We start from the raw sequence: 24,981 nt of genomic DNA on the forward strand, positions 1-24,981 counted from the left end.
AGTTGCCGCGAAACCGGCGAATTGGTCGTTGATCGAGTCGGATAGCAGCCATTACGTCAGTCTCGGCGCCGGGCCTCAGATCGCAGCGCCTGGGTTGAGGATGTTGTCCGGGTCCAGCGCCTGCTTGATCCGCCGGTTGAGTGCCATCGCCTCGGGTCCGATCTGACCGGCCAACCACGGCCGCTTCAACCGGCCGACACCGTGCTCGCCGGTGATCGTGCCGCCGAGGCTGACCGCCAGGTCCATGATTTCGCCGAAGGCGCGGTGGGCGCGTTCGGTCATCGCGGCATCGGCGGGGTCGTAGACGATCAGCGGGTGCGTGTTGCCGTCGCCGGCGTGCGCGATCACCGAGATCAGCAGTTCGTGGTTGGCGGCGATCTTGGCCACGCCGCCGACCAGATCGACCAACGCCGGCAACGGAACTCCGACGTCCTCGAGCAGCAGCGAACCCTTCAACTCGACGGCGGGAATGCAGAACCTCCGCGCGGCGACAAACGCCTCACCCTCCTCGGGATCCGATGTCGAGAACACTTCCTTCGCCCCGTGTTCGGCGAAGACGTCGGCCATGAACCGGGCGTCCTCGGCGCCGGACGGGCCGCGATCGTCGGACGCGGCCACCAGCATCGCGGCAGCGCTGCGATCCAGGCCCATCTTGAGCTTGTCTTCGACGGCGTTGATGGCGGCCGAGTCCATGAACTCCAGCATCGACGGCCGGATCTTGCCCGTTATGGCGACGACGGCGGTGGCGGCCGACTCGACCGAGTCGAAGCTCGCCACCACCGTGCACGCGGCGGACTGGGCGGGCAGCAGTTTCAGCGTCGCTTCGGTGACCACGCCGAGCGTGCCTTCGCTGCCGACGAACAGCTTGGTGAGCGGTAATCCGGCGACGTCCTTGAGCCGCGGACCTCCGAGTCGCACCGCCGTGCCGTCGGCAAGCACGACCTGCAGGCCGAGCACGTAGTCCGTTGTGACGCCGTACTTCACGCAGCACAGGCCGCCGGCATTGGTGGCGACGTTCCCGCCGATGCTGCAGATCTCGAACGACGACGGGTCCGGGGGATACCACAGCCCGTACTCCGCGACCGCCTTCTTGACCTCCGCGTTGAGCAGCCCGGGCTGGACGACGGCGGTGCGGGTCACCGGGTCGACGGTGATGTCGCGCATCTTCTCGGTGCTCAGCACGATGGCACCGTCGAGCGCCGAGGCGCCGCCGGACAGGCCGGTACCCATTCCGCGCGGCACCACCGCGACCTTGCTGGCGGTGGCCCAGCGCAGCACTGCTTGCACATCCTCGGTGCTGCGCGGCCGCACCACCGCGAGCGGTGTCCCCGCGTTCGGATCGAAGGCCCGGTCGTGCCGGTATGACCCCAGGATGTCCGGATCGGTGACGACGGCGCCCTCGGGCAGCGCGGCGACCAGGTCTTCGAGCGTGGACTTCACACGTCAATCGTAGATCGGTCGAGACCTGCAGAAATTCGCGCGGGGGTGGGCGCCGCGGGTTATATTTCCGCCGTGATCAGCGGGGATCCGCTGGCGGGACGCGACGGCGAACTGGCGACCATTCGCCGCGCAACCACCGGGGGTGCCAACAAGTCCGGCGTGGTGATCGTCGGCGCCGCGGGGGTGGGCAAGACCCGGCTCGCGCGTGAGGTGCTGCGGCTCGCCGAATGCGCGGGCGAACGCACGAACTGGATCGTCGGCACCGAGTCCGCGCGGGCTCTTCCGCTCGGTGCTTTCACCGCGTTGATCAGCGACACGATTTCCGATCCGCTGCCGAACGTGCGCCATCTGATCAATTCCCTTGTCGCGCAACAGCGCCACGGGCGGACCCTGATCGGGGTCGACGACGCGCACCTGCTCGACGGGTTGTCGGCGCACGTGGTGCATCAGCTCGCGCAGACCCGCGCGGCCCGGCTCGTCGTCACTCTCCGGTCGGGCGCCGACGAACCCGACGCGATCACCGCGCTGTGGAAAGACGGGTTGCTGGCCCGCCTCGACCTCGCCCCGCTGTCGGCCGAGGCGGCCCGCAGCATGATCGAGGACACGCTCGGCGGCGTGCTCGACGCGCGCAGCGCCCAGCGGTTCTGGAAGCTGACCGGAGGCAACGCGCTCTTCCTGCGCCAGCTGGTCAAAGACCAGATCGCCGCGGGACGGATGCGGCTGCGGGCGGGGGTGTGGATGTGGGACGGCGAAGTCGCGGTGTCGCAGAGCATCAGCGACATGGTCGGCCGCCAACTGCGACAACTCACGCCCGAAGTGGCTCTCGTCGTTGACACCCTTTCGCAGTGCGAACCGCTGGCGGTCGACGTGTTGTGCGACGTGGTCGACCAGGCCGATCTGGAGGTCGCCGAGCGGATGCGGCTGGTGACCATCGAGCGAAGCGGCGGCGCTCTCGTGGCGCGGCTGGCCCACCCGTTGTTCGGGGAACTGCGCCGGGCGGCAGCGGGAGAGATCTATCTGTCGAAGATCCGGGGCAGGCTGGCCGCCCGGCTGGCCCAGGAGAGCGAACCCGACATGCAGGCGACGGTGCGCCGGGCGCTGCTCGCGCTCGAATCGGATCAGCCGCCGGACCCGCAAGTCTGCCTGCAGGCGGCGCAGCACGCGATGACGCTGCTCGACTTGGAACTGGCCGACCGGTTCGCGACGGCCGCCGCCGAGGCGGGCGCGCCGGAGGCGCCGGGTATCCGGGCATTGAACCTGTTCCTCCTGGGCCGCGGCGCGCAGGCAGAGGAAGTATTGCGCCGCAATGTGATTGACGACTCAGAGGGTATGCACCGATGGACTATCCTGAGGGCGGCCAACCTCATGTGGATGCTGGGTCGGATCAGCGACGCAGCGGACGTTCTCGCCGGACTTGCCGCCGAGCCTGAGTCCACCGCGGAACGGTTCGCACGGATGGCGGCGGAGGCGTGCGTCGACGCGGCGTCGGCCCGCTGTGAGGCGGCGGCGGAAAAAGCCACCGTCGCATTGGAATCGGGGCTCCTCACCGACTTCGACGCGATCATGGCGTCGGTGGCGCTGACGATGGCCCTGGGCGCGCTGGGCCGCGCCGACGACCTCACGGCGGTCGCGCAGTCGGCGCTGAACCGCGCGATGACATCGTTTCAGGCATCGCACATGCGGTTCTGGTTCGCCAGCGTGTACGCCCGCGCCTGCCGGCTGACGGGGCGCATCGACGAATGTGCGGCGATGGTGCGGCGGGTAGCCGACTCGGCGGGTGAGATTCCGAGCCTGGCCTACGCCAACCTCGCGTCGCTGCTGGGAAATGCCGAACTCATGCGTGGAAATGCCCGAGCCGCGTGCAAGCTCTTGCATGAAGCGCTTGCCGGTGTCCAAAGGCACGATGTGACAAGCGGTTTAGGCCCGGCGACATGCTTCGCGCTGGCGGAGGCGCACGCGAAACTCGGTGAGGGAGCGGCCGCCGAGGAAGCGATCAACCAGGCGCGGGCCAGCGTTCCGCCCGATTACTTGTTCATGCAGACCGCATTGGGCGTCGCCACCGGTTGGTCGCTGGTTGCGAACGGATGCGTCACCGAGGCCATCGACACCGTGCGCTCGGCGGCATCGGAAGCCTGGGCGCGCGATCAGCCGACCCATGAGGTGGCGTGCTATCAAGCGGCCGCGCAGTGGGGCGACTCGTCGAACCGGATTCGGGTGCGTCAGCTCGCCGACGAGCTCCGGTTGCCGTTAGCCGATGCTGTTGCGCGACATGTGGAGTCGCTCGCCGCTTCCGATGGTGAGGGTTTGCTCGCGGCCGCCGAAGCCTACGCGGAGATCGGCGACCGGGCCGCCGCCGCCGACGCCGCCGCGCAGGCCGCCGTCGCGTTCACCCGCGACCAGCAACGCAGACGCGGCCTGTATGCCGCCGCGGTGGCCAAGGAGCTCAGCGACGCCTGCGGTGGGCTCTGCACCCCGGCACTGCGCAGCCCGGCAAGCCAGCCGTTGACCGGCCGTCAGCGCGAGATCGTCGAGTTCGTGGTGGCCGGGCTGAGCAACCGCGAGATCGCCAACCGGCTGGTGATGTCGGTGCGCAGCGTCGAAGGTCACATCTACCGCGCCTGTCAGCGGGTGGGGGCAAGCTCCCGGGAGGAACTGGCTTCGATCGCCAGGCGGGGCCCCGTGCGCTGACGGTCTGCGCATGAATGGGATTCACGTTCGGCCTGTGGAAGGTGCTCAAGATCAGCCTGCGTAGCGATTCCGGGGGGGTCCAAATCTCCACGCCTCAAACCGTCAGCGGGCGGTCGAGTTCGCGCAATGCGGGCAGGAACACCGCGACGATTCCGAGCACGAGCATCGGCAGCGACAGGGCCAGAAACGTCACGTGCAGGCCGGCGGAGTCGGCCAGCGGGCCCGCCACGATCAGTCCGAGCGGGCCCGCGGCGTAGGCCAGCGAGCCCATCACCCCGACCACCCGGCCGCGCAGATGCTGCGGTGCCCGGGTCTGCATCACGTAGTTGTAGATCGGGGCGATCGGCCCGTAAACCAGGCCGACGATCGCGGACAACGCGAGGATGAGCGGCAGCGGCGGTAGGAACGCGATCACCGTCATCGCGACCCCGAGTGTCAGCACCGCGGCCAGCATGGTCACCCGCCGGCTCAGGTACTTCGATGACACCGCATAACCGAGCGCGCCGACCAGACCGCCGACGCTCAACGCCATCAACACCCACCCGAGCTGCGCCGGTTCGTCGCGGTCGGTGAAGTACTTCGGAAACAGCACGCTTTCCATCGGCATGTACAGTCCGGTAGCCGCCAGGTCCACGACCGCCAGCGTGCGCAGCACCTTGTTCTGCCAGACGAACCGCAGGCCCTCGACGATGCCCGCGAGGACACCTTCGGGCAACACGGTTCGGTCCGGTCTGCCGGTGCCCTCCAGCCGCAGAACCGCGATCGCGATGATCGACAGGACGAAGGCCGACGCGGTCACCCACATCGTGTTGATTCCACCCAGCGTCGCGATCAGCAGGCCGCCGATGCCGGGACCGACGATGTAGGCCAGGTTGAACACCGCCTCGTAGAAGCTGTTGGCCCGATCCAGCGTCCACCCGGCGCGACTCGCCGCCTCGGGCAGCATCGTCTCGCGGGCCGTCATCCCTGCGGGGTCGAAGAACGCACCCAGCGCGGCCAGCGTGGCCAGCACTGCGACGTTCAGGGCATCCACCCCGAACATCAACGCCAGCACCGGCACGGCGGCCACCGACAGGGCGGAAAGTGCATCGGAGATCATCGAAACCACCCGCCGCCCCAGATAGTCCACCGCGGCGCCCGCGATCAGCGTCGCCACCAGCAACGGCAGGGAGCCTGCGATCGCCACGACCGAAGCGTCCAGCGCAGAACCGTTGCGCTGCAACACCAGCCACGGGAAGGCGATCAGCGATATGCCGTTGCCTGCGCCGGCCATCAGCGCGGCGAACATGATCAGCACAAGGGGGCCGCGCTTGGTATCGGTCATGGGTTCTCGCCGCAGAATCTAACAGCGCACAGGGCCGGTCAGCACCCCGATTGTGTACGCGTGCACAGTGGTGCTGTGCAGCTGCTGCCTCATCCGCGGACCGGTACGCCGTTCGGATCGCCGGTGCCTCCGGGCTCGGGTTGGCCGGGCGACCCCGCGACACCACACACCGCGGTGGCGACGAACGCCGCGCAGGTGGCCTCGATGGCCGCCGCAGTGCGGTCCATCGAGGAACTCGACGCGGAGGTGTCGGTGTGTCGAGCCTGCCCCCGCCTGGTGGAGTGGCGCGAGGAGGTGGCCGTCGTCAAACGCAAGTCGTACGCCGACGAACCGTACTGGGGCCGCCCGGCGCCCGGCTTCGGAGCGGCGCGGCCCCGGGTGCTCGTCGTCGGCCTCGCGCCTGCTGCGCACGGTGCCAACCGGACGGGGCGGGTGTTCACCGGTGACCGGTCCGGAGACTTCCTGTACGCGGCGCTGCACCGGGTGGGGCTGGCCAACCAATCGCTGTGTGTGGACGCGGGTGACGGCTTGGCGCTCAACGGAACCCGGGTGGCCGCGGCGGTGCGGTGCGCGCCACCGGCCAATGCCCCGACACCGGCCGAGCGTGCGACGTGCGCGCCGTGGCTGGACGCCGAGTGGCGGTTGACGGCGAACGGCGTGCGGGTGGTCGTCGCGCTCGGCGGGTTCGCCTGGCGCGCAGCGCTGCAGATGCTGCGGGGCGGGGGAGTGCCGGTGCCGGTGCCCGCACCGAAGTTCGGCCACGGGGCCGCCGCCGAGCTGGGCCGCGTCACGCTGATCGGTTGCTACCACCCCTCCCAGCAGAACACGTTCACCGGAAAGCTGACGCCTGAAATGTTCGACGACGTCTTCCGGCAGGCTAAGGCGCGAGCATCCGTCGGATAGTCGCGAACAACCCGATCCCGACGTGCTGCGAGGCGGTGCGGGGAACGTCCGTGCGGCCGAACGCGTTGTGACTGCCATGCGCCTATCAGTTCTCGATCTCGTGCCGGTGCGCACCGACCAGTCGACCTCCGACGCGCTGGCGGCCTCGACCCGGCTCGCGCAGACCGCCGACCGCCTCGGCTACACCCGGTACTGGGTAGCCGAGCACCACAACATGCCATCGGTGGCAGCGACCAGTCCGCCGGTACTCGTCGCGCACCTGGCTGCGCATACCGCGCAACTGCGGCTCGGGTCGGGCGGCGTGATGCTGCCCAACCACGCGCCGCTGGCCGTCGCCGAGCAGTTCGCGCTGCTGGAGGCCGCCCACCCGGGACGCATCGACCTCGGCATCGGCCGGGCGCCCGGATCCGACCCCGTCACGTCGATGGCGCTCCGCGGCGCCGCCGGGCGCGACGATCGTGACATCGAGGCCTTTCCCGACTACCTCGACGATGTCGTCGCGCTGATGAGCCCCCGCGGCGTGCGGGTGCCGATCCCGAACCAGCGCTACATCCTCAAGGCCACGCCCGCCGCCGTGACCGAACCGAAGCTGTGGCTACTTGGCTCCTCGATGTACTCGGCGCACCTGGCCGCTGCCAAGGGGCTGCCGTACGTGTTCGCGCATCACTTCTCGGGCCAGGGCACAGCGGAGGCGTTGGCCGTGTACCGCTCCGAGTTCCGGCCCAGCGACCTGGCTCCCGGACCCGTGACGTTCCTCACCGTCAACGCGGTGGTCGCCGAAACACACGACGAGGCAAAGGCGTTGGCGTTACCGAACCTGCAGATGATGGCGCGGCTGCGAACCGGTCAGCCGCTGGGCCCGCTCGATCTCGTCGAGGACGCCCAGCAGCAGGAACTCGCACCGCAGGCGCAACGAATCGCTGAGGCCGCATTCGGGCGCGCCGTCGTCGGCGATCCGACAGGGGCCGCCGATCAGCTGCGCGCGCTGGCCGATGGGTTCGGCGTCGACGAGGTCATGGTCAACCCGGTGGCCTCGGCCCGGCGCGGCACCGATCCGGCGACGGCTCCGGCACGCGACAAGACGCTGGAGTTGCTGGCCAAGGAACTGTTCTAAGGCGCGCCGGCGGGCCGGCCATCAGGCGTCAGCCTGATCACCGGGATCGGCCGCGACGTCCGCTTCTGGTAGCCGATGTAGCGGTCCTTGTTGCCGCGCATGTTGTTGACGATGCCCCAGAGCCGCGGGAAGTCCGGATCGTCGGGGGTGACGGGTGTGGCCGTCACCTTGATGCGTTCGGGTCCGACGTTGATCTCGACGTTCGGGTTGGCCTTGAGGTTGTGGTACCAACCCGGCGCCCGCGGCTCGCCGCCTTTTGACGCGACGACGAGGTAGTCGTCGCCGTCGCGGGCATAGGCGAGCGAGTTGGCCCGCTGCAAACCGGTTTTCGCACCGACCGTGTGCAGGATCAGCATCGGCGGACCGCCCGGGATCGTGTGCCCGATCCGGCCATTGGTGCCCTTGTAGACCTTGTCGTGCAGCAACAGCATCGGCATTCCGATGTACTTCTCCCACCAGGGCATGCTCATGGGGTTCAGTCTTGCGCAGCGGAGTCGAGTTGCGCCAGGGCCTCACGCAGGAGCCGTCCCGACTCCTCGCGGTCCGGGTCGCGGCGAAGGAGCATGTTCTTGGCGACCGACAGCTTGTCGCCGCTCTGCCGGGGCAACACGTGCAGGTGAATGTGAAAGACGCTCTGGAACGCCGCCTTACCGTCGTTGATCACAACGTTGTTGCCGTCGGCGTGCAGCCCCGAGATCCGCGCGGCCCGCGCGATGCGCTGACCGATTCGCGCCAGCGCGGCGACGGTCTCCGGCGGGGTGTCGGTCAGGTCGACGGTGTGACGCTTGGGAATCACCAGCGTGTGACCGCGGCTGAACGGGCGGATGTCGAGGATTGCCAGGAAGTCGTCGTCTTCGTAGATACGGATGGCCGGCGCCTCGCCGGCAACGATCGTGCAGAACACACAGGACATCCCGCCACGGTAGCGGTCGGCCGGCGACGTTCTTGTTCGCCCACTCGGCCACCCCGGCACCACGCCCGGCGCATATGCCGCCGGGCAGGGTGGCGCAGCGGCTACGCTGCCGCCGTGGATACCAGCGTGCTTGTCTTCGCGGGCGCCGCCGAGCAGGCGCGTCTGCTGGCCGCGGGCGAGATCACCGCTCCCGAACTGCTCGGGCACTACCTGGAGCGCATCGCGCGCCTCGACACGACGCTTCGGTCCTACCGTGTGGTGCTCGAGGACAGCGCACAGCGGGAAGCGGCCGCCGCGCAGGAGCGGATCGACGCGGGGGAGCGGCGACCGCTGTTGGGTGTGCCGATCGCGATCAAGGACGACGTCGACGTCGAGGGCGAGACCACGACATATGGCAGCTCGGCCCACGGTCCCGCTCGGACCCGCGATGCGGAAGTGGTGCGACGCCTACGCGATGCGGGCGCTGTGATTCTCGGCAAGACCATGGTGCCGGAGATGATGCTGTGGCCGTTCACGGAGACGGTGACGTTCGGCGCCACGCGCAACCCGTGGAACATCGACTACGCGCCCGGCGGCAGCAGCGGCGGTAGTGCCGCTGCGGTGGCGGCAGGCCTCGCGCCGATGGCGTTGGGGTCCGACGGGATGGGGTCGATCCGGATCCCGGCGACATGGTGCGGACTGTTCGGGCTCAAACCGCAGCGCGATCGCGTGCCGCTGGCCCCGCACGACGACTCCTGGAACGGCCTGAACGTGAACGGGCCGATCGCCAGGACCGTCGAGGATGCGGCGCTTTTCCTGGAGGCGGTGACGCGGGAGCCGGGATTCGTCGCAGCCGCCGGAAGGGAACCTCGACCACTCCGAATTGCGTTGAGCGACAAGGTGCCCCCGTTATTGACCGCACGGGTCGGTCGATTGCAGCGTGCGGCGCTGCACGAGGCGGGTGAACTGCTGCGGGAGCTGGGCCACGAGGTGGTTGTGCGCGATCCGGACTATCCGGCTTCCGTGATGTTCGACCAGGCCCTGCCGCGCTACTTCCGGGGCTGCTTCGACGACGTCCGGACGCTGCCGCATCCGGAGCGGTTGGAGGCAAGGACGCGCAGCTTTGCGCGAGTCGGCGGCATGATCTCCGACCGGAGGATGGACGCCATCCGCCGAGCGGAAACCCATACTGCCGAACGGATCCAGTCCATCTTCGACGACGTCGACGTGGTGGTCACACCGGGAACGGCGAAGGGGCCGTCGCGCATCGGCCGCTATCAGCGCATGGGCATGCTGTCCACCCTGTTGTCGGTCGCCGCACGGGTGCCGTTTCAGGCGCTGTTCAACGTGACGGGTCAGCCGGCCGCGGTCGTGCCGTGGGGGTTTGACGACAACGCCGTACCGACGTCAGTGCAGTTGGTGGGTAGGCCGTTCGACGAGGCGACGCTGCTCTCGCTAGCGGGACAGATGGAGAAGGCGCGACCGTGGGCACAAAGGCGCCCGCCGGTGTCCTGACTCACCCGCGTCCGTACTGAGAATAAGCGCCGCCGAAGCCACTGGGGCGTTATCGCCTTGCGGACAGGGCTTCGCGCCAGACGGCGAGCTTGTCTGCGTACGGCATCGTCTGCGCGGGGCTGGTGGACGGCAGTCGCCGGTAGCGCGGTCCGTTTGCGACGGAAACAAGTCGGGCGTAGTTCTTCTCCGCCGCGGCGCCGTTGAAGAGCACCAATGCGATGCGCGGGTGTTCGGCGAAGAACCCCTGAAAGTCCTTGGGCACCATGCTCTCAGGGTGGGCATATTGCCCAGAACCAGGGTGCGCGCCCCCTCGCCGATGATCGGTGCCAACCCGTGCAGCACCGGCGAACCCATGCTGCCACTATCGCACGGGGTATACCTTGGGCCGGTGGCCGATGACTTCGACATCGAAGCCTCTGGGTTGTTGGACGGACTCGAAGGTGAGGAACGCGCCCAACGTGCCGAGTTGATCCCGTGGCTGTTGGGCAAAGGCATCGCCGTCGAGGTGATCCGAAATGCCTTCCTGCCGATGCTGCTCGGAGCGCGTCAGGCGCTCGGCGACGACGGGGTCTACGTTTCGGCGCGGGAAACCAGCGAGAAGACCGGCATCGATCTCGAACTGCTGCAGCGCATTCAACACGCGATGGGACTTCCCGCCGTCGATGATCCCGACGCGGCCGTCCACCTGCGTGCGGACGCCGAGGCCGCGGCGTTCGCCCAGCGCTTCATCGAGATCGGTATCCTGCCCGACCAGATCATCCAGATCACGCGCGTGCTCGCCGACGGGTTGTCGAAGGCGGCCGAAGTGATGCGTCACGCGGGCTTGGCTTCGGTGCTCGACCCGAGCGCATCAAAACTCGTTATCGCCAAGAACGCCGAAGCGTTGGTGCGCGCGGCCGACCCGTTGCTGGGCCCGATGATCCAGGACATGTTGCGGCTGCAGTTGCGTCACCTGATGGAGACCGAGGCGATCACCGCCTCCGAACGTGCGAAGGGCCTGCGGCTGCCGGGCGCTCGACTCGTGACGACCGCCTTCGCCGATCTCGTCGGCTTCACCCGACTCGGTGAGGCGGTGCCTCCCGAGGATCTCGAACAACTCGCCCGCCGGCTCTTCGACCTCGCGCACGAGGCGTCGGTTCCGCCGGTGCGGTTCGTCAAGACGATCGGGGACGAGGTGATGCTCGTCAGCCCCGAACCGGTGCCCCTGTTGGAAGCGGCTCTGATGCTGGTCGAGCGAACCAATGACGACGAGGACTACCCTCGGCTGCGCGTCGGCATGGCGACGGGAATGGCCGTCAGCCGCACCGGTGACTGGTTCGGCGGCGCGGTCAACTTGGCCAGCAGGGTCGCCGGGGCCGCGCGTCCCGGATCCGTTCTGGTAGCGGAGTCGACGCGCGACGCCGTCGGCGAAGACGAGCGGTTCGACTGGTCATTCGCGGGCGCGCGGCGCCTCAAGGGCATCAAATCCGACGTGAAACTGTATCGCGTGCGACGGGCGGGCGTCTGAACGGAACCGAGTCAGCCAAACCAGTGGAACAGGAGCTCAGCTGCGATCGTTCGCGGCCGCAAGGCGGGCCATTCCCCTCACAACCCAGGGGGTCCGCCTTGCGATTACGGCCATGGCGCGATCGGACCGGCGCATAGCGGACCCAGGACCGGGGGTGGGCATCGACGCGAGCTCCGCTTCAGCCGATCCCACGCGCGCGCCGCGCCGGTTGACCGCGAGCAGGTGCCAGGCACCCGGCACACCGCGCAGCTCGACGCTGCCGTGGTCGACGAAGCCTGTGCCCGAGCCCACCACCAGATCTCGTACCGTGCTCGACACCAGAATCTCTCCCGGCCCAGCCTCGCCGAGGATCCGCGCCGCGATGTGCACAGCAATCCCCCCGATGTCGTTGTCAAGCAGTTCGCACTCGCCGGTGTGGATACCGGCGCGGATTTCGATGCCCATCGTCTCGGCGTCAGCGCGCAGCGCCTCGGCGCAGCGAATTGCCTGCGTGGGGCCGTCGAAGGTGGCGAGATGGCCGTCGCCGGTGCTCTTGACTATCGTCCCCTCGAACCGACGTGTCAGTTCGGCGGTGATCTGACTGAAGCGGTGCAGCACCGCACGCCACCGCTCGTCACCGGTCGCTGCGACGCGCTGGGTCGAGGCGACGATGTCGGTGAACAACACGGTCCGCAGCGCACGGTGCGATTGGGAGGGTGCGGTGTGGCTGCCGGTGAGGAACTCCTCTATCTCGGTAGTGATCCGGTCCGGATCGGATACCCAGGGCGCGTGGTCCTGGCTGTCGACTTCCAGCAACCGCGCCCCGGGAATGTGATCGGCCAAGTATCGGCCGCTCTGCACCGGGACGAAGTCGCCGCGAGCATGAATAACGAGTGTGGGCACGGTGATCGCCGGCAGGATCGGCCGCACGTCGAGCCGCATCACGGCTTCCAGCGTCGCACGCGCCATCCCAGGGCTCGCGCTCATCCGCTCCAACATCGCGAGCTGGCGCACCGAAGAGACAGACGGCAGCAGCGCTTTGAGTGCCGCACCGGTGCCCCACGCCGAGCGGACCGCGCGCGCGAATTCCAACCAGTGGGCGATCTGCCCCGTCGACGGCGTGTAACGCTCACCCAATTCAGGTAGTAGGCGAGGCCTCAACTCGGCGGGGTCGCGGTCGACGTCGTCCCAGCCGTTGAAGTAGCCGATGAACGAGCTCGTACCAGTGAGAATCAGAGCCCGTGTTCGCTCCGGCCGCGTCGCCGCGAACACGATAGCGGCGGGGCCGCCTTCGCTGATGCCGATAATGACCGCCCTCGTGAAGCCGACGGCGTCCATGACTGCCTCGATCTCGGCCGCTCGATCGTCGAGTGTGCGAACCCGCGGGACCGGATCCGACAGCCCCACCCCAGCCTTGTCGAATATGAGGACGCGACAAAACGTCGAGAGCCGCTCCATGAACGCCTCGAACTCGGGCATGGTCCAGAAGAGCTCGACGTGGCTGACGAAAGATCCCGCGACCACGAGTTCGACCGGCCCATCCCCGAACACTTGGTAGGCCAGGCTGAGATCGCCGCAGGCCGCGTACGAGGTTTCCGGCACCAACAGAGCGTATCGATCTCGGAGGCTCCGACCGGCGACTTGGACATACTTGTGTTCGTCCGCGAGCCCGCTGCCGTAGCAGTAGGTGACCGCTCCCATTCCGGAATGCCCGTGCGGGCGGTGATCTACCATCCAGGGATGAGCCGGGTCGTCAAACTCGTGTCGGTCGCGCTGCTCATGGCGGCGACCGGTCTGCTGGGTGTCGGGTCAGCGAACGGGCAGCCACCGGCACCGGCGTGCGGGTACACCCTCTCGCCGCCACAGGTGGTGAACACCGGTGGAGTCAGCAAGGTGACGGCGACGGTCTCGTTCTACGCATGCGGTGCCCCGTTCCGGCCGGCGATGAGCGTCGCATGTGTTCACCTCGCCGGTCCCGATTCGCGAGGGCAGTGCACTCAGGCGCGAGGGCCAGGGGCAGCGCAGGTCTTCTTCGAGCCGTATCAGCCGGGCGCGACGTACATCGCGAGCGGTCGCGGCTGCGGCAAGGTCTTCGAGGACGCGCTGGAGCCGAACTGTCAGATCCTCGGCCCGATCAACGCGACGCTGTAGCGGTGAAGCGGCGCAGCCGAAGGCTGTTGCTGACGACGAACACCGAACTGAACGCCATTGCCGCACCGGCGATCATGGGGTTCAGCAGACCCGCGGCGGCCAGCGGGATCGCGGCGACGTTGTAGGCGAAGGCCCAAAACAAGTTTCCTTTGATCGTTCCCAATGTCCTGCGCGACAGGCGTATCGCGTCGGGAACCGCGTTCAGGTCGTCGCGCACCAACGTCAGGTCACTTGCCTCGATCGCGACATCGGTGCCGCTTCCCATCGCTAGCCCCAGGTCGGCCTGGGCGAGCGCCGCCGCATCGTTGACGCCGTCGCCCACCATCGCCACCACTTTGCCGTCGGCCTGTAAACGTTTGACGACGTCGACCTTGTCTTGCGGCAGCACCCCGGCGATGACGTCCTCGATGCCTACCTGTCCCGCGATCGTGCCGGCCGCGGCCTCGTTGTCGCCGGTCACCATGATCGGCTTCAGGCCCAGCGTGCGCAGCTGCAAGATCGCCTCGCGCGAGGTCGGTTTCACGGCGTCCGCTACCACCAGCACCCCACGCGTTATGCCGTCCCACCCGACGACGACGGCGGTTCTGCCCTGCGACTCTGCTTCTCGCACCGCCGTTTTCAACAGGTCTGAGATCGCGTGCGATGCCAGCAGCCGTTGCCGCCCGACGGTGACGTCGCGGCCTTCGACCCGTCCCCGCACACCGAGGCCGCGCAGGTTCGTGAAGTCCTGGATCGAGGGCAAGTCGCCCAGCTTTTCCCGCGCGCCCTTCACGATCGCCCTGGCGATCGGATGTTCCGAAGCGTCTTCGACCGCACCCGCCATCCGCAGCACCTCGTCGGGCCGCTCGCTTTCGGCGCTGACGACATCGATGAAAGTCATCCTGCCGGTCGTAATCGTTCCGGTCTTGTCCAACACGATCGTGTCGATGCCACGCGTGGACTCCAGCACCTCGGGCCCCTTGATCAAGATGCCCAGTTGTGCCCCGCGACCCGTGCCGACCATCAGCGCAGTCGGCGTCGCCAACCCCAGCGCGCACGGGCACGCGATGATCAGCACCGCCACCGCCGCGGTGAAGGCGGCCGCCACCGATCCGCCTGTGCCCAGCCAAAAGCCGAATGTCGCGACCGACAGGGCGATCACGATCGGCACGAACACACCCGAGATCCGGTCGGCCAGTCGCTGCACTTGCGCCTTGCCGTTCTGGGCGTCCTCGACGAGCCGCGCCATCTGAGCCAACTGAGTATCGGCGCCGATCCGGTTGGCCCGCACCACTAGTCGGCCATCGACGTTGACCGTCGCGCCGACAACCTCATCGCCCGGGCCGACGTCAACCGGCACGGACTCGCCGGTGAGCATGGACGCATCGACCGCCGAAGCACCCTCGACCACCACGCCGTCGGTGGCGATCTTCTCACCGGGCCGCGCGACAAACTCGTCACCGACGCGCAGTTGACCGATCGGAATCCGTTGTTCGGCGCCGTCTCTGCGCACGACGACGTCTTTGGCGCCAAGTTCCAGCAGCGCTCGTAACGCCGCACCTGCGCGCCGTTTCGAGCGCGCTTCGAAATAGCGTCCGGCGAGGATGAATGTGGTCACCCCGGCGGCGACCTCGAAGTACACGCTGCCGGATCCGTCGGTGCGTGACAGGCTCAGCTCGAACCCGTGCGTCATCCCCGGGGCACCCGCAGTGCCCCAGAACAGCGCGTAGACCGACCAGCCCAGTGCCGCAAGGGTGCCCATCGAGATCAGCGTGTCCATCGTCGCGCTGCCGTGGCGCAGGTTGGCCCACGCCGCGCGGTGGAACGGCCACGCGCCCCACACGACCACCGGCGTGGCCAGTGCCAGCGACATCCACTGCCAGTTTGCGAACTGCAGGGCGGGGATCATCGCCGTGGCAATCACCGGAATCGTCAACGCGAGTGAAACCAACAGGCGGGTGCGCAACGCCGCGGTCGGGTCTTCGTCAGCGGCGGCATCCTGTTCTGCCTGCAGGTGCGCCTGATAGCCCGCCTCTTCGACGGTGGCCACCAAGTTGGCGGGCGTCACCCCTTCGCCGTACTCGACGCGCGCTTTCTCGGTCGCGAAGTTGACGGTCGCCGTCACACCGTCGATCCTGTTGAGTTTCCTCTCGATCCGGTTCGCGCATGAGGCACAGGTCATACCGTCGATCGACAGCTCGATCGTGTCAGTGGCCACGGTGCTCATCAGCTGGCCAACCGGTAGCCGGACTCTTCCACCGCGCTCCGGATATCGGCTGCGTCGAGGGGCGAGACACTGTCGATGGTCACCGCACCGGTGGCGACATCGACCTCGACCGCCGTCACGCCTGTGATCTCGCCGAGCTCCTCGCGCACGGACGCGGCGCAATGTCCGCAGGTCATTCCGGTGACGGTGACAGTGGTGGTGGTCATGAACCCACAGTACCCGATACCCCCTAGGGGTATCAATACGGGGTGGTACGGAAGGATTGAACAGGTCGTGGCAGCATCTGCGGGCATGCGAGTTCTCGCCCAACGGGTCACCTCAGCGGCCGTCAAGGTCGACGGTGAGGTGGTGGGACAGATCCGGCCCGAAGGTCAGGGGCTGCTCGCGCTGGTCGGCGTCACCCATGACGACGACGCGGGGAAGGCTGCGCGGATGGCCGAAAAGCTCTGGCAGCTAAGAATTCTCGACGACGAGAAGGCCGCGTCGGACGTCGGAGCGCCGATCCTGGTGGTCAGCCAGTTCACCTTGTACGCGAACACCGCGAAGGGCCGGCGGCCGGCGTGGAACGCCGCCGCGCCCCGCGCCGTGGCCGAGCCGCTCGTCACCGCCTTCGCCGACGCGCTGCGTGCCCTCGGGGCGACGGTGGAAAGCGGCGTCTTCGGCGCGCACATGCAGGTGGAACTCGTCAACGACGGGCCGGTGACGGTGCTGCTCGAGCTGTGACTACGTCGTCGAAACCGGCGGCGGCGCTACAAAGTAGCCCACCAACTGGCATTCTTGGGCCATGGCAAGAGAAATCGACCGGGTGCGAACGCAGAGCGCCCTCGCGGTCATCAAGCAGCACCCGGGCATGGTGCTGTTCGTCGCGTCGCCCGCACTCATCGCGGTAGGCCTGGTGTGGTGGCTGGTTAGCCCGGCCCTGGCGGTGCTGTTACTCATCGGCGCGGTTGTGGCCGGGGGTGCCGCGCTATTGCTCAAGCGCAAGTAGTCACGCCGTTCGCTGTCGGTGAAGGCGCTGTCATCTGTGCTGTAACGGTGTAAGCATGTAATCATGCGACACAATATTCATGGCCGGCGCCGTCAGGGCGGCTGGCAGCAGGCTCAGCAGCCCGACGCGGGCGACGCCGCCGACTGGTTCGCCGGCCGGCTCCCCGACGGCTGGTTCACGGGGGACCCGAAAGTGGTCGTCGACCGCGAGGAGATCACGGTCATCGGTCGTCTTCCGGAACCCGAGGGCGGGGAAAGTGAGGCGCGTGCATCCGGGAGGGCCGCGCGGTTCCGGGAGGACACCCGGTCGGAGCGCATGCGCATCGCCGACGAAGCCGAAGCGCTGTACGGCCGCAAGGTGGCGTGGGGCATCGAGATCGGAGCGGTCGGTGACGACGGATACGAGCGAATCCTGTTCACTCACATGGCCGTTCCGGTGATGACGCGGCTGCGTCAACCCGAGCGCCAGGTGCTCGACACGCTCGTCGATGCGGGCGTCGCGCGGTCGCGTTCGGATGCGCTGGCGTGGTCGGTGCGGTTGGTCGGCGAACACGCTGAAGAGTGGCTGAGCAAGCTGCGCGAGGCGATGCGCAATGTCGACGACCTGCGCGCCGAGGGGCCTACGCTGTAGTTCGCTCCACGCCGACATAGGACGAACTCAACGCCGTGGTCTGTGACAGCGGGTCCACCGGCCCGCCGTCGACCAGCAGGTTGCGGTTGGCGCCAAACGCGACGGGCTCGCCACCTCCACGCGGGTCGAAAACCCGTGATCCCCAACCGTGGTCGACGATGATCACGCCTTGACGCGGTCGATCGTCGACCACCGCCGTCAGCTTGACCTCGCCCACCGGGGAGAAGATCCTGACGAGATCGCCGTCGTCTACGCCGAGGTCGGCTGCGTCTTTCGGATGGATGACGACGTCGTTGCCCTTGCCGCCCGGATGCAGGCCGGGCAGCTCGTTGAGCCAGGAGTTCATCGAGTGCCGGTGCCTACGGTTGGCCAGCTGGAACGGATAGCCGACCGGCGGCTCGGGATGCGGTGCCGCGAGCAGTTCGCGGGCCCTCGCGAGAAACTCGGGCGGTGCCGCGTGCACCTTCTTGTCCTCGGTGCGCAGCGCGTCGCGGAAGTGCCCGAACTCGCGGGGCCCCAGCACCCAGCCGTGCGGGTGCGACGTGACGTCACGCCATTTGATCCTGCGTCCGTTGAACTTTCGCCCGGTGGCCACGACCAGCCGGTCGATCCAGTGCGGGCCGAACCCCATCGCCGGCCGGTGGGTCAGCCGTGCCACCGCCCGCGTCGCCCTGACGAACCCGTTCAGGCCCCTGGCGCCGAACAACGGTCTGCGCATGGCAATCGTGAGGTCGGTGAAGATCCGCCACTCCTGCCGCACGCCCGGCGGTGGTTCGACGGCCTGCGCTCCGTACTGCAGGTAGGGCTCGTCGTGCATGTTGCTGGTGAACGCGAGCAGGTCACTGCGTTCCAGCCAGTGAGCCGCGGGCAGCAGCCAGTGCGCGTGGCGGTGGCTCTCGCGCTGGACGAAGTCGATCGCGACCAGTAGGTCGAGTTGGGCCAGCGCTCGATCCAGCTTCGCACCGTCGGGGCCGGAGACCACGGGATTACCGGAGTTGATCAGCATCGCCCTGATCTGGCCCCGACCGGGCGTGGTGATCTCATCGGGCAGTTCGCTGAGCGCGTGTGCGCCGGCGACCATTTCGCGGCCGAGCAGTCGGCTGTGATGCGGCTTGGCCTTGACCATGGCCGACATTCGGATCGCATCGACGTAGCCGGGCTCGTAGCGGCGCCCACCGGGGCGGTCCATCCGGCCGGTGATCACGTTGAGTACATGCCCCAACCACTCCGCGATGGTTCCCGACAGATGCATCGACACCCCGGTGCGGGTGACCACCATGGCCCCGCGCGCCGCGGAAAACTCGCGGGCGACCTGCCGGATTCGCTCGCGGTCGATGTCGCAACGGGCAGCCAGATCGTCGAGATCCGCCTCGGCGACCAGTGCACGAAGATCGTCCACGCCGGTCGCGAGTTCGGTGCAGTCGTGCCGATGTTCGAGACCCTCGTCGAGGATGACCTTCACCAAGGCCAACAACAGCGCCCAGTCCTGCCCGGGGCGCACCGCGAGGTGCACGTCGGCCTTCTCGGCTGACTCGGTGCGCAGCGGGTCGACGACGACGATCGTCGCGCCCTGTTTCTGGCGGGCCAGCGCGCGCCGCCAGCCGCCGGGCACGGTCTCCAGCCAATTCCAAGCGCTCACGGCGGGGTTGGTGCCGACCAGAAGGAAGTAGTCGCAGTTGTCGATGTCCGATACCGGCGCCATCAGGATCGAGCCGTACATCGCCTGGGCCACAACGTGCATCGCGTTCTGGTCGACCGAGCCCACGGCGTAACGGTTCTGGGTCCCGATCGCGTCCAGCCAACCGTTCATGAAGATGATGTTCGACGAGGAGAAACCCGCCGGGTTGCCGTAGTAGACGCCGACCGCGTCGGGTCCACCCGCCTCGATCGCGGCGTTCATCCTGGCGGCGATGTCGGCGATCGCCTCGTCCCAGGTGGCCTCGACGTAGGTGTCGCCGACCCGGCGCATCGGGTTGAGGATCCGGCGCGGATGTTCGACGAGTTGATGCGCCGTGCGGCCCTTGGCGCAGAAGTCGTGCCAGGTGTGCGGGTTCTGTTTGTCGGCTGCGATCTTGGTGACACGGTTGTCCTCGACCGTCACCTCGAGGCCGCACGACGCCAGGCAGTACCGGCAGAACGTGTAGACCGTCGTGCTCATATCTCCGCCGTCGCGAGGGTGCGTTTCGATACCCCGTCGTCGGCGCGTCCAATCGCACGGTCGCGGGGGATGGGCCTAGCCTACGGCGGCTAGGCCTGCGTCATGGACCAATAAGCGCCCCGCTTAGCCAGCAGCTCGGCGTGGCTGCCGCGTTCGACGATTCGACCCGCCTCCATCACCACGATGACGTCGGCGTCGCGGATGGTCGAAAGTCGATGGGCGATGATGAAACTCGTCCGGTCGCGCCGCAACTCCGCCATGGCCTGCTGGATCAACAGCTCGGTGCGGGTGTCGACCGAGCTGGTGGCCTCGTCGAGGATCAGCAGCCGGGGTCGGGCCAGCACCGCGCGGGCGATCGTGATGAGCTGCTTTTCGCCGGCGCTGATCGTGCCGCCGTCGTCGCTGACCTGAGTCTGATACCCGTCGGGCAGCATGTGCACGAACCGGTCGACATAGGCGGCCTTGGCCGCCGACAGCAACTCGTCCTCGGTGGCTTCCGGCCTGCCGTACGCGATGTTGTCGTAGATGGTGCCGCCAAACAGCCAGGTGTCCTGCAGCACCATCCCGATGCGGGACCGCAGCGAGTACCTGCTGACCGTCGAGATGTCCACGCCGTCAACCAGAATGCGGCCGGAGTCGACGTCGTAGAAGCGCATCAGCAGGTTCACCAGAGTGGTTTTGCCCGCTCCGGTCGGCCCGACGATCGCGACCGTGCTGCCGGGTTCGGCGATCAGCGACAGGTTCCGAATCACCGGTGTACCGGGGTGATAGCCGAAGGTAACGTCCTCGAACTCCACCCGGCCGACCAGATCCCGTCGGCCCGGGTCGGGCGCCGGAAGGTGGGCCGGCGGGTCGGGCGCCTCTTCCTCGGCGTCGAGCAGGTCGAATACGCGTTCCGCGCTGGCCACGCCGGACTGCAGCGTGTTGTACATGCCCGCCAGCTGCGTCAGCGGCTGGTTGAACTGGCGGACGTACTGGATGAACGCCTGGATGTTGCCGAGCGTGATGTGGCCGGTGGCCACCTGCAACCCGCCCACCACCGCGACCGCGACATAGCTCAGGTTCCCGATGAACGTGGTGGCGGGGCCTACCAGGCCCGAGAAGAACTGCGCGCCGACACCGGCGTGGTACACGTCGTCGTTGCACTCGCGGAACCGTTCCTGGGCGGCCGCGCGGTGGCCGAAGGTCTTGACGATGGTGAAGCCGCTGTAAGTCTCCTCGATGTGGGCGTTGAGCCGGCCGGTGTTCGCCCACTGTGCGACGAACAGGCGCTGCGACCGGCGTGCGATCGCCCGGGTCACCCACAGCGACAGCGGCACGGTCACCACTGTCAGCAGGGTCAGCAGCGGCGAGATGGTCAGCATCATCGCCAGCACCGAGAGCACCGTCAGCACCGACGTCATCAGCTGGCTGATCGTCATCGACAGTGAGGTCTGAATGTTGTCGACGTCGTTGGTCACCCGGCTGAGTACCTCGCCGCGCTGACGAGAGTCGAAGTAGGACAGCGGCATCCGGTAGAGCTTGTCCTCGACGTCGGAGCGCAGCGTCACCATGGTCCGCTGCACCGCCACGTTGAGCAGCAGTGCCTGCAGCCAGACCAGTAATGCAGCAATGAGATAGAGGCCCAGCGCGAGCAGCAGGGTGCGCCCGACGGCACCGAAGTCCACGCCTCGGCCGGGGACGACATTCATTCCCGAGAGCAGATCGGCGAAAGTGTCCTCGCCCCGGGCGCGGGCGGCCTCGATGGCCTGCTCTTTGGTCAGGCCCGCCGGCAGTTGACGCCCGACCACACCGTTGAACAGCAGATCGGTGGCGTGCCCGAGGATTCGCGGCCCGATGACGCTGATCGCGATGCCGCCGATGCCCAACAGAATCACCGCCGCGGTCAGGCCACGCTGCGGCGTGAGCCGCTTCACCAGCCGGAGCGCCGAACCGGTGAAGTCGCGCGAACGTTGGGTCGGCGCCTGCACGATGCCGCGGATCGGCCGCGCCATCGGCCCGCTCACCGTGGGTCACCCACTGTGGCCGGGGACTGGGAGTCGCTGAACTCGGCGTATTCGGGGCAGACAGTCAGCAGGGTCTCGTGAGTGCCGACCCCGACGATTCGGCCGTCGTCGATCACCACGATCTGATCTGCGTGTGTGATGGTGGAGATGCGCTGTGCGACAACGATGACCGTGGCATCCGCCGACACTTCGCGCAGCGCTGAGCGCACGTTTGCGTCGGTGTGCACGTCGAGTGCGGAGAACGCGTCGTCGAACAGATACACGGCGGGTCGACGGATCACCGCACGGGCGATGGCCAGTCGCTGCCGCTGTCCGCCGGAGAAGTTCGCGCCGCCCTGCGCGACCCGCATGTGCAAGCCGTCGGCGTGCGCGCGGACGAAATCGTCGGCCGCCGCGACCCGCAGCGCATCCCACATCTCGTCCTCGGTGGCCACCTGTCCGGGGACCATGCCCAGCTGGAGATTCTCGGCGACGGTGCCCGAGAACAGGTAGCCGCGCTGGGGCACCACGCCGAGCACCGACCACAGCTGCTCGGGATCGTAGTCGCGGACGTCGACACCGTCGAGTCGGACCGAACCGCTGGTCACGTCGTACATCCGGCATATCAGCGACACCAGAGTCGACTTGCCCGAACCGGTGGAACCGACGACCGCCGTCGTCGTACCGGGCCGCACCGTCAGCGAGATGTCCTGCAGCACAGGGCGTTCGGCTCCCGGATAGCAGAACGACGCGGCCTCCAGCCGGATCTCGCCCTGGATCTTCGCCGGTCGCACCGGCTGCTCGGGGGTGAGAATCTTCGGTTCGGTGGACAGCACCTCGGTGATGCGTTCGGCGCACACCGACGCGCGCGGGATGACGACCAGGATGAACGTCGCCAGCAGGACGGCCATCAGGATCTGCATGAAGTAGGCCAGGAACGCGATCAGCGAGCCGACCTGCATCTGCCCGGCGTCGATCCGCAGCCCGCCGAACCAGATCAAGGCGACGCTCGAGACGTTGATCACCAGCGTCGTGGTGGGCAGCATCAGCGCCTGCCAGCGGCCCGCCTGCAGCGCGGTGTCGGCCAGCGCCTGGTTGGCCTCGGCGAACCGATTGCGCTCGAACGGCTCCCGGGCGAACGCGCGGATCACCCGAAGGCCCGCGAGCTGGTCGCGCATCACCCGGTTGATGCCGTCGACCAGACGCTGCATGCGGCGGAATATCGGCAGCAGATGGCCCACGATCCAGTAGTTGGACAACGCCAGGATCGGCACACTGACCAGAAGCAGCCACGACAGCCCGGCGTCCTGGTGCACCGCCATGAAGATTCCACCGATCGACATGATCGGCGCGGTGACGAGCGTGGTGCAGGTCAGTTGCACCAGTACTTGGATCTGCTGCACATCGTTGGTGGTGCGGGTCAGCAGCGACGAGGCGCCGAACCGTGCGGTGTCCTCGGCCGAGAGCCCCGTCACGTGGTTGAAGAGTGCCGCGCGCAGGTCCCGACCGACGCCCATGCCCGCCCGCGACCCGAAGTACACCGCGCCCACCGCGCACATCACCTGCATCGCGGTGACCGCGACCATGACCCCGCCCAGCTCGACGATTCTGCGCAGGTTTCCGGCGGCGACGCCGTCGTCGATGATCGATGCGTTGACCGTCGGCAGGTACAGCGAGGCGAGTGTGCTGATCAACTGCAGAGTCGCGACGGCGGCGAGCCGCGCCCGATATGGCCGCGCGTACTGTCGCAGCAGCGCCCATAGCATCCCGTTACTGTCGCACACCCGATATACAAGCAGGTCAACCGGCATGTCGGTGGTTGACCCGGGGATCCGCCGCTACAGTGCATGGCGTGACCCACAGCACGCGTGTGACCCGCTGCCTGGCCGTCGCGGCCGCGGTGGTCATCCCGCTGTCCGCCGCATGCTCGGATTCGGAACCCTCCGGGCCCCAGGTGCCCGAGGACAGCCCAAGACCTGCGCAGGACATCTCGCACGGGCCGTTCTTCCCGGAGTGCGGTGGCATCGGCGACCAGGAGGTCATCAAGCTGACCCGCGTGCCGGGGCTGGTGAACACCGCGAAGAACTCGGTCGGGTGCCAGTGGCTGGCCGGCGGCAGCATACTCGGCCCCCATTTCTCGTTCAGCTGGTTCCGGGGAAGCCCGATCGGGCGCGAGCGCAAGACCGAGGAATTGTCCCGCACCAGCGTCGAGGACATCGACATCGAGGGTCACGGCGGGTTCATCGCCATCGGCGACGACCCGCTACTGGGCACCAACCTGTGCGAGATCGGCATCCAGTTAGATGACGACTTCATCGAATGGTCGGTCAGCTACGCCTCCAAACCGTTCCCGGATCCCTGCGACGTCGCCAAGGAACTGACCCGCCAATCGATTGTGAATTCCGAATGAGAAGCGCGTTCGCTCGCCGGCTGAGTGCGGGCCTCATCGCTGTGCTCGCCGTGCTGTCGCTGCTCACCGGTTGCACGAAGACTGTCGACGGCACCGCGGCCAAGTCGGGCTCGGGAGGCAGCGGTCCGCGCAACGAAGACTCCGAGCGGCAGTACCCGAATCTCCTCAAAGAGTGCGAGGTGCTGACCGAGGACATCCTCGCCGAGACCGTGGGCGCCGATCCCCTGGATATCCAGAGCACATTCGTCGGCGCGATCTGTCGCTGGCAGGCCGCCAATCCGTCCGGCCTGGTCGACATCACCCGGTTCTGGTTCGAGGAGGGCAGCCTCGACAACGAACGCGAAACCGCGCAGAAGCTGAAGTACCAGATCGAGAACCGCTCGGTGGCGGGCATCGCGTCGATCGTGATGCGGCCCAACGATCCGAACGGCGCATGCGGGGTGGCCAGCGATGCGGCAGGTGTCGTCGGGTGGTGGATCAATCCGCAGTCGCCGGGAATCGACGCCTGCCAGATGGCGCTGAAGCTGATGGAGTTGACACTCGCGACCCGCGCCTAGCGGGGCACATGGAAAGTGACGAGTGCGGCGCCGTCGAACGAGAGCCGATGCCACGGCTCGCCGGTGCGCAGCACGGCGATGGATGACGTCGGGAACTTGATCGAGATCCGTTCGGCGGCCGTGTTATTGCTGCCGTCCGCGGCGGCCAGGCCGAGCGCGACGGCCGACATCGCCGGCTCGTGGCCGATGACCAGCAGGGTCTGCACGTCGGCGTCGAAGTGCTCCTGTACGCGGTTGATCTCGTCGATCACCGTGCCCGGCGTCGCGTCGTAGATGCGGTCGAGGTATTCGACGGACGCGGAGATGCGGGTGCGCGCAAGCGTCTCGCGGGTCCGGGTAGCGGTCGAACACAACACCGCGTCCACCGCTGGGGCGTGCGCGCGCAGCCAGTCGCCGGCCAACCCGGCCTCGCGGACACCCCGCGGCGCCAGAGGGCGTTCGTGGTCGACGACGCCCGGCGGGTAGGCGGACTTGGCGTGCCGGAGCAGCAGCAGCGTGCGGTACCGGTCGCTCATCGGACTAACGGTAGGGCAT

Annotated in this window: 23 protein-coding genes; 11 read left to right on the top strand and 12 right to left on the bottom strand. The window is 67.8% G+C overall.

Annotated elements, in window-relative coordinates:
* Window positions 1-75: 75 nt before the first annotated feature.
* Window positions 76-1,440, bottom strand: coding sequence for an FAD-binding oxidoreductase (locus QGN32_RS18500; RefSeq protein ID WP_326545750.1), 1,365 nt, complete (start codon window positions 1,438-1,440; stop codon window positions 76-78).
* A 72-nt stretch (window positions 1,441-1,512) separates the two neighbouring features.
* Here QGN32_RS18500 and QGN32_RS18505 point away from each other — a divergent pair, with 72 nt between their 5' ends.
* Window positions 1,513-4,128 carry a LuxR C-terminal-related transcriptional regulator gene (locus QGN32_RS18505; RefSeq protein ID WP_326545751.1) on the top strand — a complete coding sequence of 872 codons (2,616 nt, stop codon included), beginning with the start codon at window positions 1,513-1,515 and terminating at the stop codon, window positions 4,126-4,128.
* Between the two features lie 94 nt (window positions 4,129-4,222).
* Here QGN32_RS18505 and tap read toward each other — a convergent pair whose 3' ends face one another.
* Window positions 4,223-5,452, bottom strand: coding sequence for a multidrug efflux MFS transporter Tap (tap, locus tag QGN32_RS18510; RefSeq protein WP_326545752.1), 1,230 nt, complete (start codon window positions 5,450-5,452; stop codon window positions 4,223-4,225).
* A gap of 60 nt (window positions 5,453-5,512) precedes the next feature.
* Between tap and QGN32_RS18515 the strand changes: the two genes are divergently transcribed.
* Both QGN32_RS18515 and QGN32_RS18520 read left to right on the top strand, forming a co-directional pair.
* Window positions 5,513-6,355 (top strand): uracil-DNA glycosylase, encoded by an 843-nt coding sequence (locus tag QGN32_RS18515; protein WP_442791725.1) that lies wholly within the window; start codon window positions 5,513-5,515, stop codon window positions 6,353-6,355.
* Between the two features lie 76 nt (window positions 6,356-6,431).
* Window positions 6,432-7,469 (top strand): LLM class flavin-dependent oxidoreductase, encoded by a 1,038-nt coding sequence (locus QGN32_RS18520; protein ID WP_326545754.1) that lies wholly within the window; start codon window positions 6,432-6,434, stop codon window positions 7,467-7,469.
* On the opposite strand, the gene QGN32_RS18525 is transcribed toward QGN32_RS18520, so the two are convergent.
* Both QGN32_RS18525 and QGN32_RS18530 read right to left on the bottom strand, forming a co-directional pair.
* The gene (locus QGN32_RS18525) at window positions 7,466-7,933 is read right to left on the bottom strand and encodes a nitroreductase family deazaflavin-dependent oxidoreductase (RefSeq protein ID WP_442791849.1); all 468 of its coding nucleotides are present in this window, start codon (window positions 7,931-7,933) and stop codon (window positions 7,466-7,468) included. The two genes, QGN32_RS18520 and QGN32_RS18525, sit on opposite strands and share 4 nt — an antisense overlap.
* Window positions 7,934-7,944: 11 nt before the next feature.
* Window positions 7,945-8,382, bottom strand: coding sequence for an HIT family protein (locus tag QGN32_RS18530; protein ID WP_326545756.1), 438 nt, complete (start codon window positions 8,380-8,382; stop codon window positions 7,945-7,947).
* A gap of 114 nt (window positions 8,383-8,496) precedes the next feature.
* Here QGN32_RS18530 and QGN32_RS18535 point away from each other — a divergent pair, with 114 nt between their 5' ends.
* Entirely contained in the window at window positions 8,497-9,876 is a 1,380-nt protein-coding gene (locus tag QGN32_RS18535) for an amidase (protein ID WP_326545757.1), read from the top strand.
* Between the two features lie 49 nt (window positions 9,877-9,925).
* Here QGN32_RS18535 and QGN32_RS18540 read toward each other — a convergent pair whose 3' ends face one another.
* The gene (locus QGN32_RS18540; RefSeq protein WP_326545758.1) at window positions 9,926-10,141 is read right to left on the bottom strand and encodes a hypothetical protein; all 216 of its coding nucleotides are present in this window, start codon (window positions 10,139-10,141) and stop codon (window positions 9,926-9,928) included.
* Between the two features lie 123 nt (window positions 10,142-10,264).
* Between QGN32_RS18540 and QGN32_RS18545 the strand changes: the two genes are divergently transcribed.
* The gene (locus QGN32_RS18545; RefSeq protein ID WP_326545759.1) at window positions 10,265-11,383 is read left to right on the top strand and encodes an adenylate/guanylate cyclase domain-containing protein; all 1,119 of its coding nucleotides are present in this window, start codon (window positions 10,265-10,267) and stop codon (window positions 11,381-11,383) included.
* Between the two features lie 36 nt (window positions 11,384-11,419).
* On the opposite strand, the gene QGN32_RS18550 is transcribed toward QGN32_RS18545, so the two are convergent.
* Window positions 11,420-12,964, bottom strand: a complete 1,545-nt coding sequence (locus tag QGN32_RS18550) for an adenylate/guanylate cyclase domain-containing protein (RefSeq protein ID WP_326545760.1) — start codon at window positions 12,962-12,964, stop codon at window positions 11,420-11,422.
* A 138-nt stretch (window positions 12,965-13,102) separates the two neighbouring features.
* Here QGN32_RS18550 and QGN32_RS18555 point away from each other — a divergent pair, with 138 nt between their 5' ends.
* Window positions 13,103-13,513 carry a hypothetical protein gene (locus tag QGN32_RS18555; protein WP_326545761.1) on the top strand — a complete coding sequence of 137 codons (411 nt, stop codon included), beginning with the start codon at window positions 13,103-13,105 and terminating at the stop codon, window positions 13,511-13,513.
* Here QGN32_RS18555 and QGN32_RS18560 read toward each other — a convergent pair.
* Both QGN32_RS18560 and QGN32_RS18565 read right to left on the bottom strand, forming a co-directional pair.
* Window positions 13,497-15,719: a heavy metal translocating P-type ATPase gene (locus QGN32_RS18560; protein WP_326545762.1), complete on the bottom strand. Its 2,223-nt coding sequence runs from the start codon at window positions 15,717-15,719 to the stop codon at window positions 13,497-13,499. The genes QGN32_RS18555 and QGN32_RS18560 overlap by 17 nt on opposite strands.
* Window positions 15,719-15,925 (bottom strand): heavy-metal-associated domain-containing protein, encoded by a 207-nt coding sequence (locus QGN32_RS18565; RefSeq protein WP_326545763.1) that lies wholly within the window; start codon window positions 15,923-15,925, stop codon window positions 15,719-15,721. The genes QGN32_RS18560 and QGN32_RS18565 overlap by 1 nt, the downstream gene beginning before the upstream one ends.
* Window positions 15,926-16,010: 85 nt before the next feature.
* On the opposite strand from QGN32_RS18565, the gene dtd reads away from it, so the two are divergent.
* From dtd to abmR, 3 genes are all read left to right on the top strand, one after another.
* Window positions 16,011-16,442 carry a D-aminoacyl-tRNA deacylase gene (dtd, locus tag QGN32_RS18570; RefSeq protein WP_326549143.1) on the top strand — a complete coding sequence of 144 codons (432 nt, stop codon included), beginning with the start codon at window positions 16,011-16,013 and terminating at the stop codon, window positions 16,440-16,442.
* A 61-nt stretch (window positions 16,443-16,503) separates the two neighbouring features.
* The gene (locus QGN32_RS18575) at window positions 16,504-16,707 is read left to right on the top strand and encodes a hypothetical protein (protein WP_326545764.1); all 204 of its coding nucleotides are present in this window, start codon (window positions 16,504-16,506) and stop codon (window positions 16,705-16,707) included.
* 63 nt (window positions 16,708-16,770) lie between these two features.
* Complete coding sequence (abmR, locus tag QGN32_RS18580; RefSeq protein ID WP_442791726.1) at window positions 16,771-17,337, top strand: ATP-binding transcription factor AbmR; 567 nt, start codon at window positions 16,771-16,773, stop codon at window positions 17,335-17,337.
* Here the strand turns inward: abmR and QGN32_RS18585 are convergent.
* The 3 genes from QGN32_RS18585 to QGN32_RS18595 form a co-directional block, all read right to left on the bottom strand.
* Window positions 17,327-19,495 (bottom strand): molybdopterin-containing oxidoreductase family protein, encoded by a 2,169-nt coding sequence (locus QGN32_RS18585; RefSeq protein ID WP_326545765.1) that lies wholly within the window; start codon window positions 19,493-19,495, stop codon window positions 17,327-17,329. The genes abmR and QGN32_RS18585 overlap by 11 nt on opposite strands.
* An 89-nt stretch (window positions 19,496-19,584) precedes the next feature.
* Window positions 19,585-21,489, bottom strand: coding sequence for an ABC transporter ATP-binding protein (locus QGN32_RS18590; RefSeq protein WP_326549145.1), 1,905 nt, complete (start codon window positions 21,487-21,489; stop codon window positions 19,585-19,587).
* A gap of 8 nt (window positions 21,490-21,497) precedes the next feature.
* Window positions 21,498-23,246: an ABC transporter ATP-binding protein gene (locus tag QGN32_RS18595; protein WP_326545766.1), complete on the bottom strand. Its 1,749-nt coding sequence runs from the start codon at window positions 23,244-23,246 to the stop codon at window positions 21,498-21,500.
* A gap of 77 nt (window positions 23,247-23,323) precedes the next feature.
* On the opposite strand from QGN32_RS18595, the gene QGN32_RS18600 reads away from it, so the two are divergent.
* Together QGN32_RS18600 and QGN32_RS18605 are read left to right on the top strand one after the other, a co-directional pair.
* Complete coding sequence (locus QGN32_RS18600; RefSeq protein ID WP_442791727.1) at window positions 23,324-23,890, top strand: DUF3558 domain-containing protein; 567 nt, start codon at window positions 23,324-23,326, stop codon at window positions 23,888-23,890.
* The gene (locus QGN32_RS18605) at window positions 23,887-24,447 is read left to right on the top strand and encodes a DUF3558 domain-containing protein (protein WP_326545768.1); all 561 of its coding nucleotides are present in this window, start codon (window positions 23,887-23,889) and stop codon (window positions 24,445-24,447) included. The genes QGN32_RS18600 and QGN32_RS18605 overlap by 4 nt, the downstream gene beginning before the upstream one ends.
* Here QGN32_RS18605 and QGN32_RS18610 read toward each other — a convergent pair.
* Complete coding sequence (locus QGN32_RS18610) at window positions 24,444-24,962, bottom strand: SixA phosphatase family protein (protein ID WP_326545769.1); 519 nt, start codon at window positions 24,960-24,962, stop codon at window positions 24,444-24,446. The two genes, QGN32_RS18605 and QGN32_RS18610, sit on opposite strands and share 4 nt — an antisense overlap.
* Window positions 24,963-24,981: the final 19 nt, after the last annotated feature.

It is taken from the genome of Mycolicibacterium sp. ND9-15, assembly GCF_035918395.1.
GTDB lineage: Bacteria > Actinomycetota > Actinomycetes > Mycobacteriales > Mycobacteriaceae > Mycobacterium.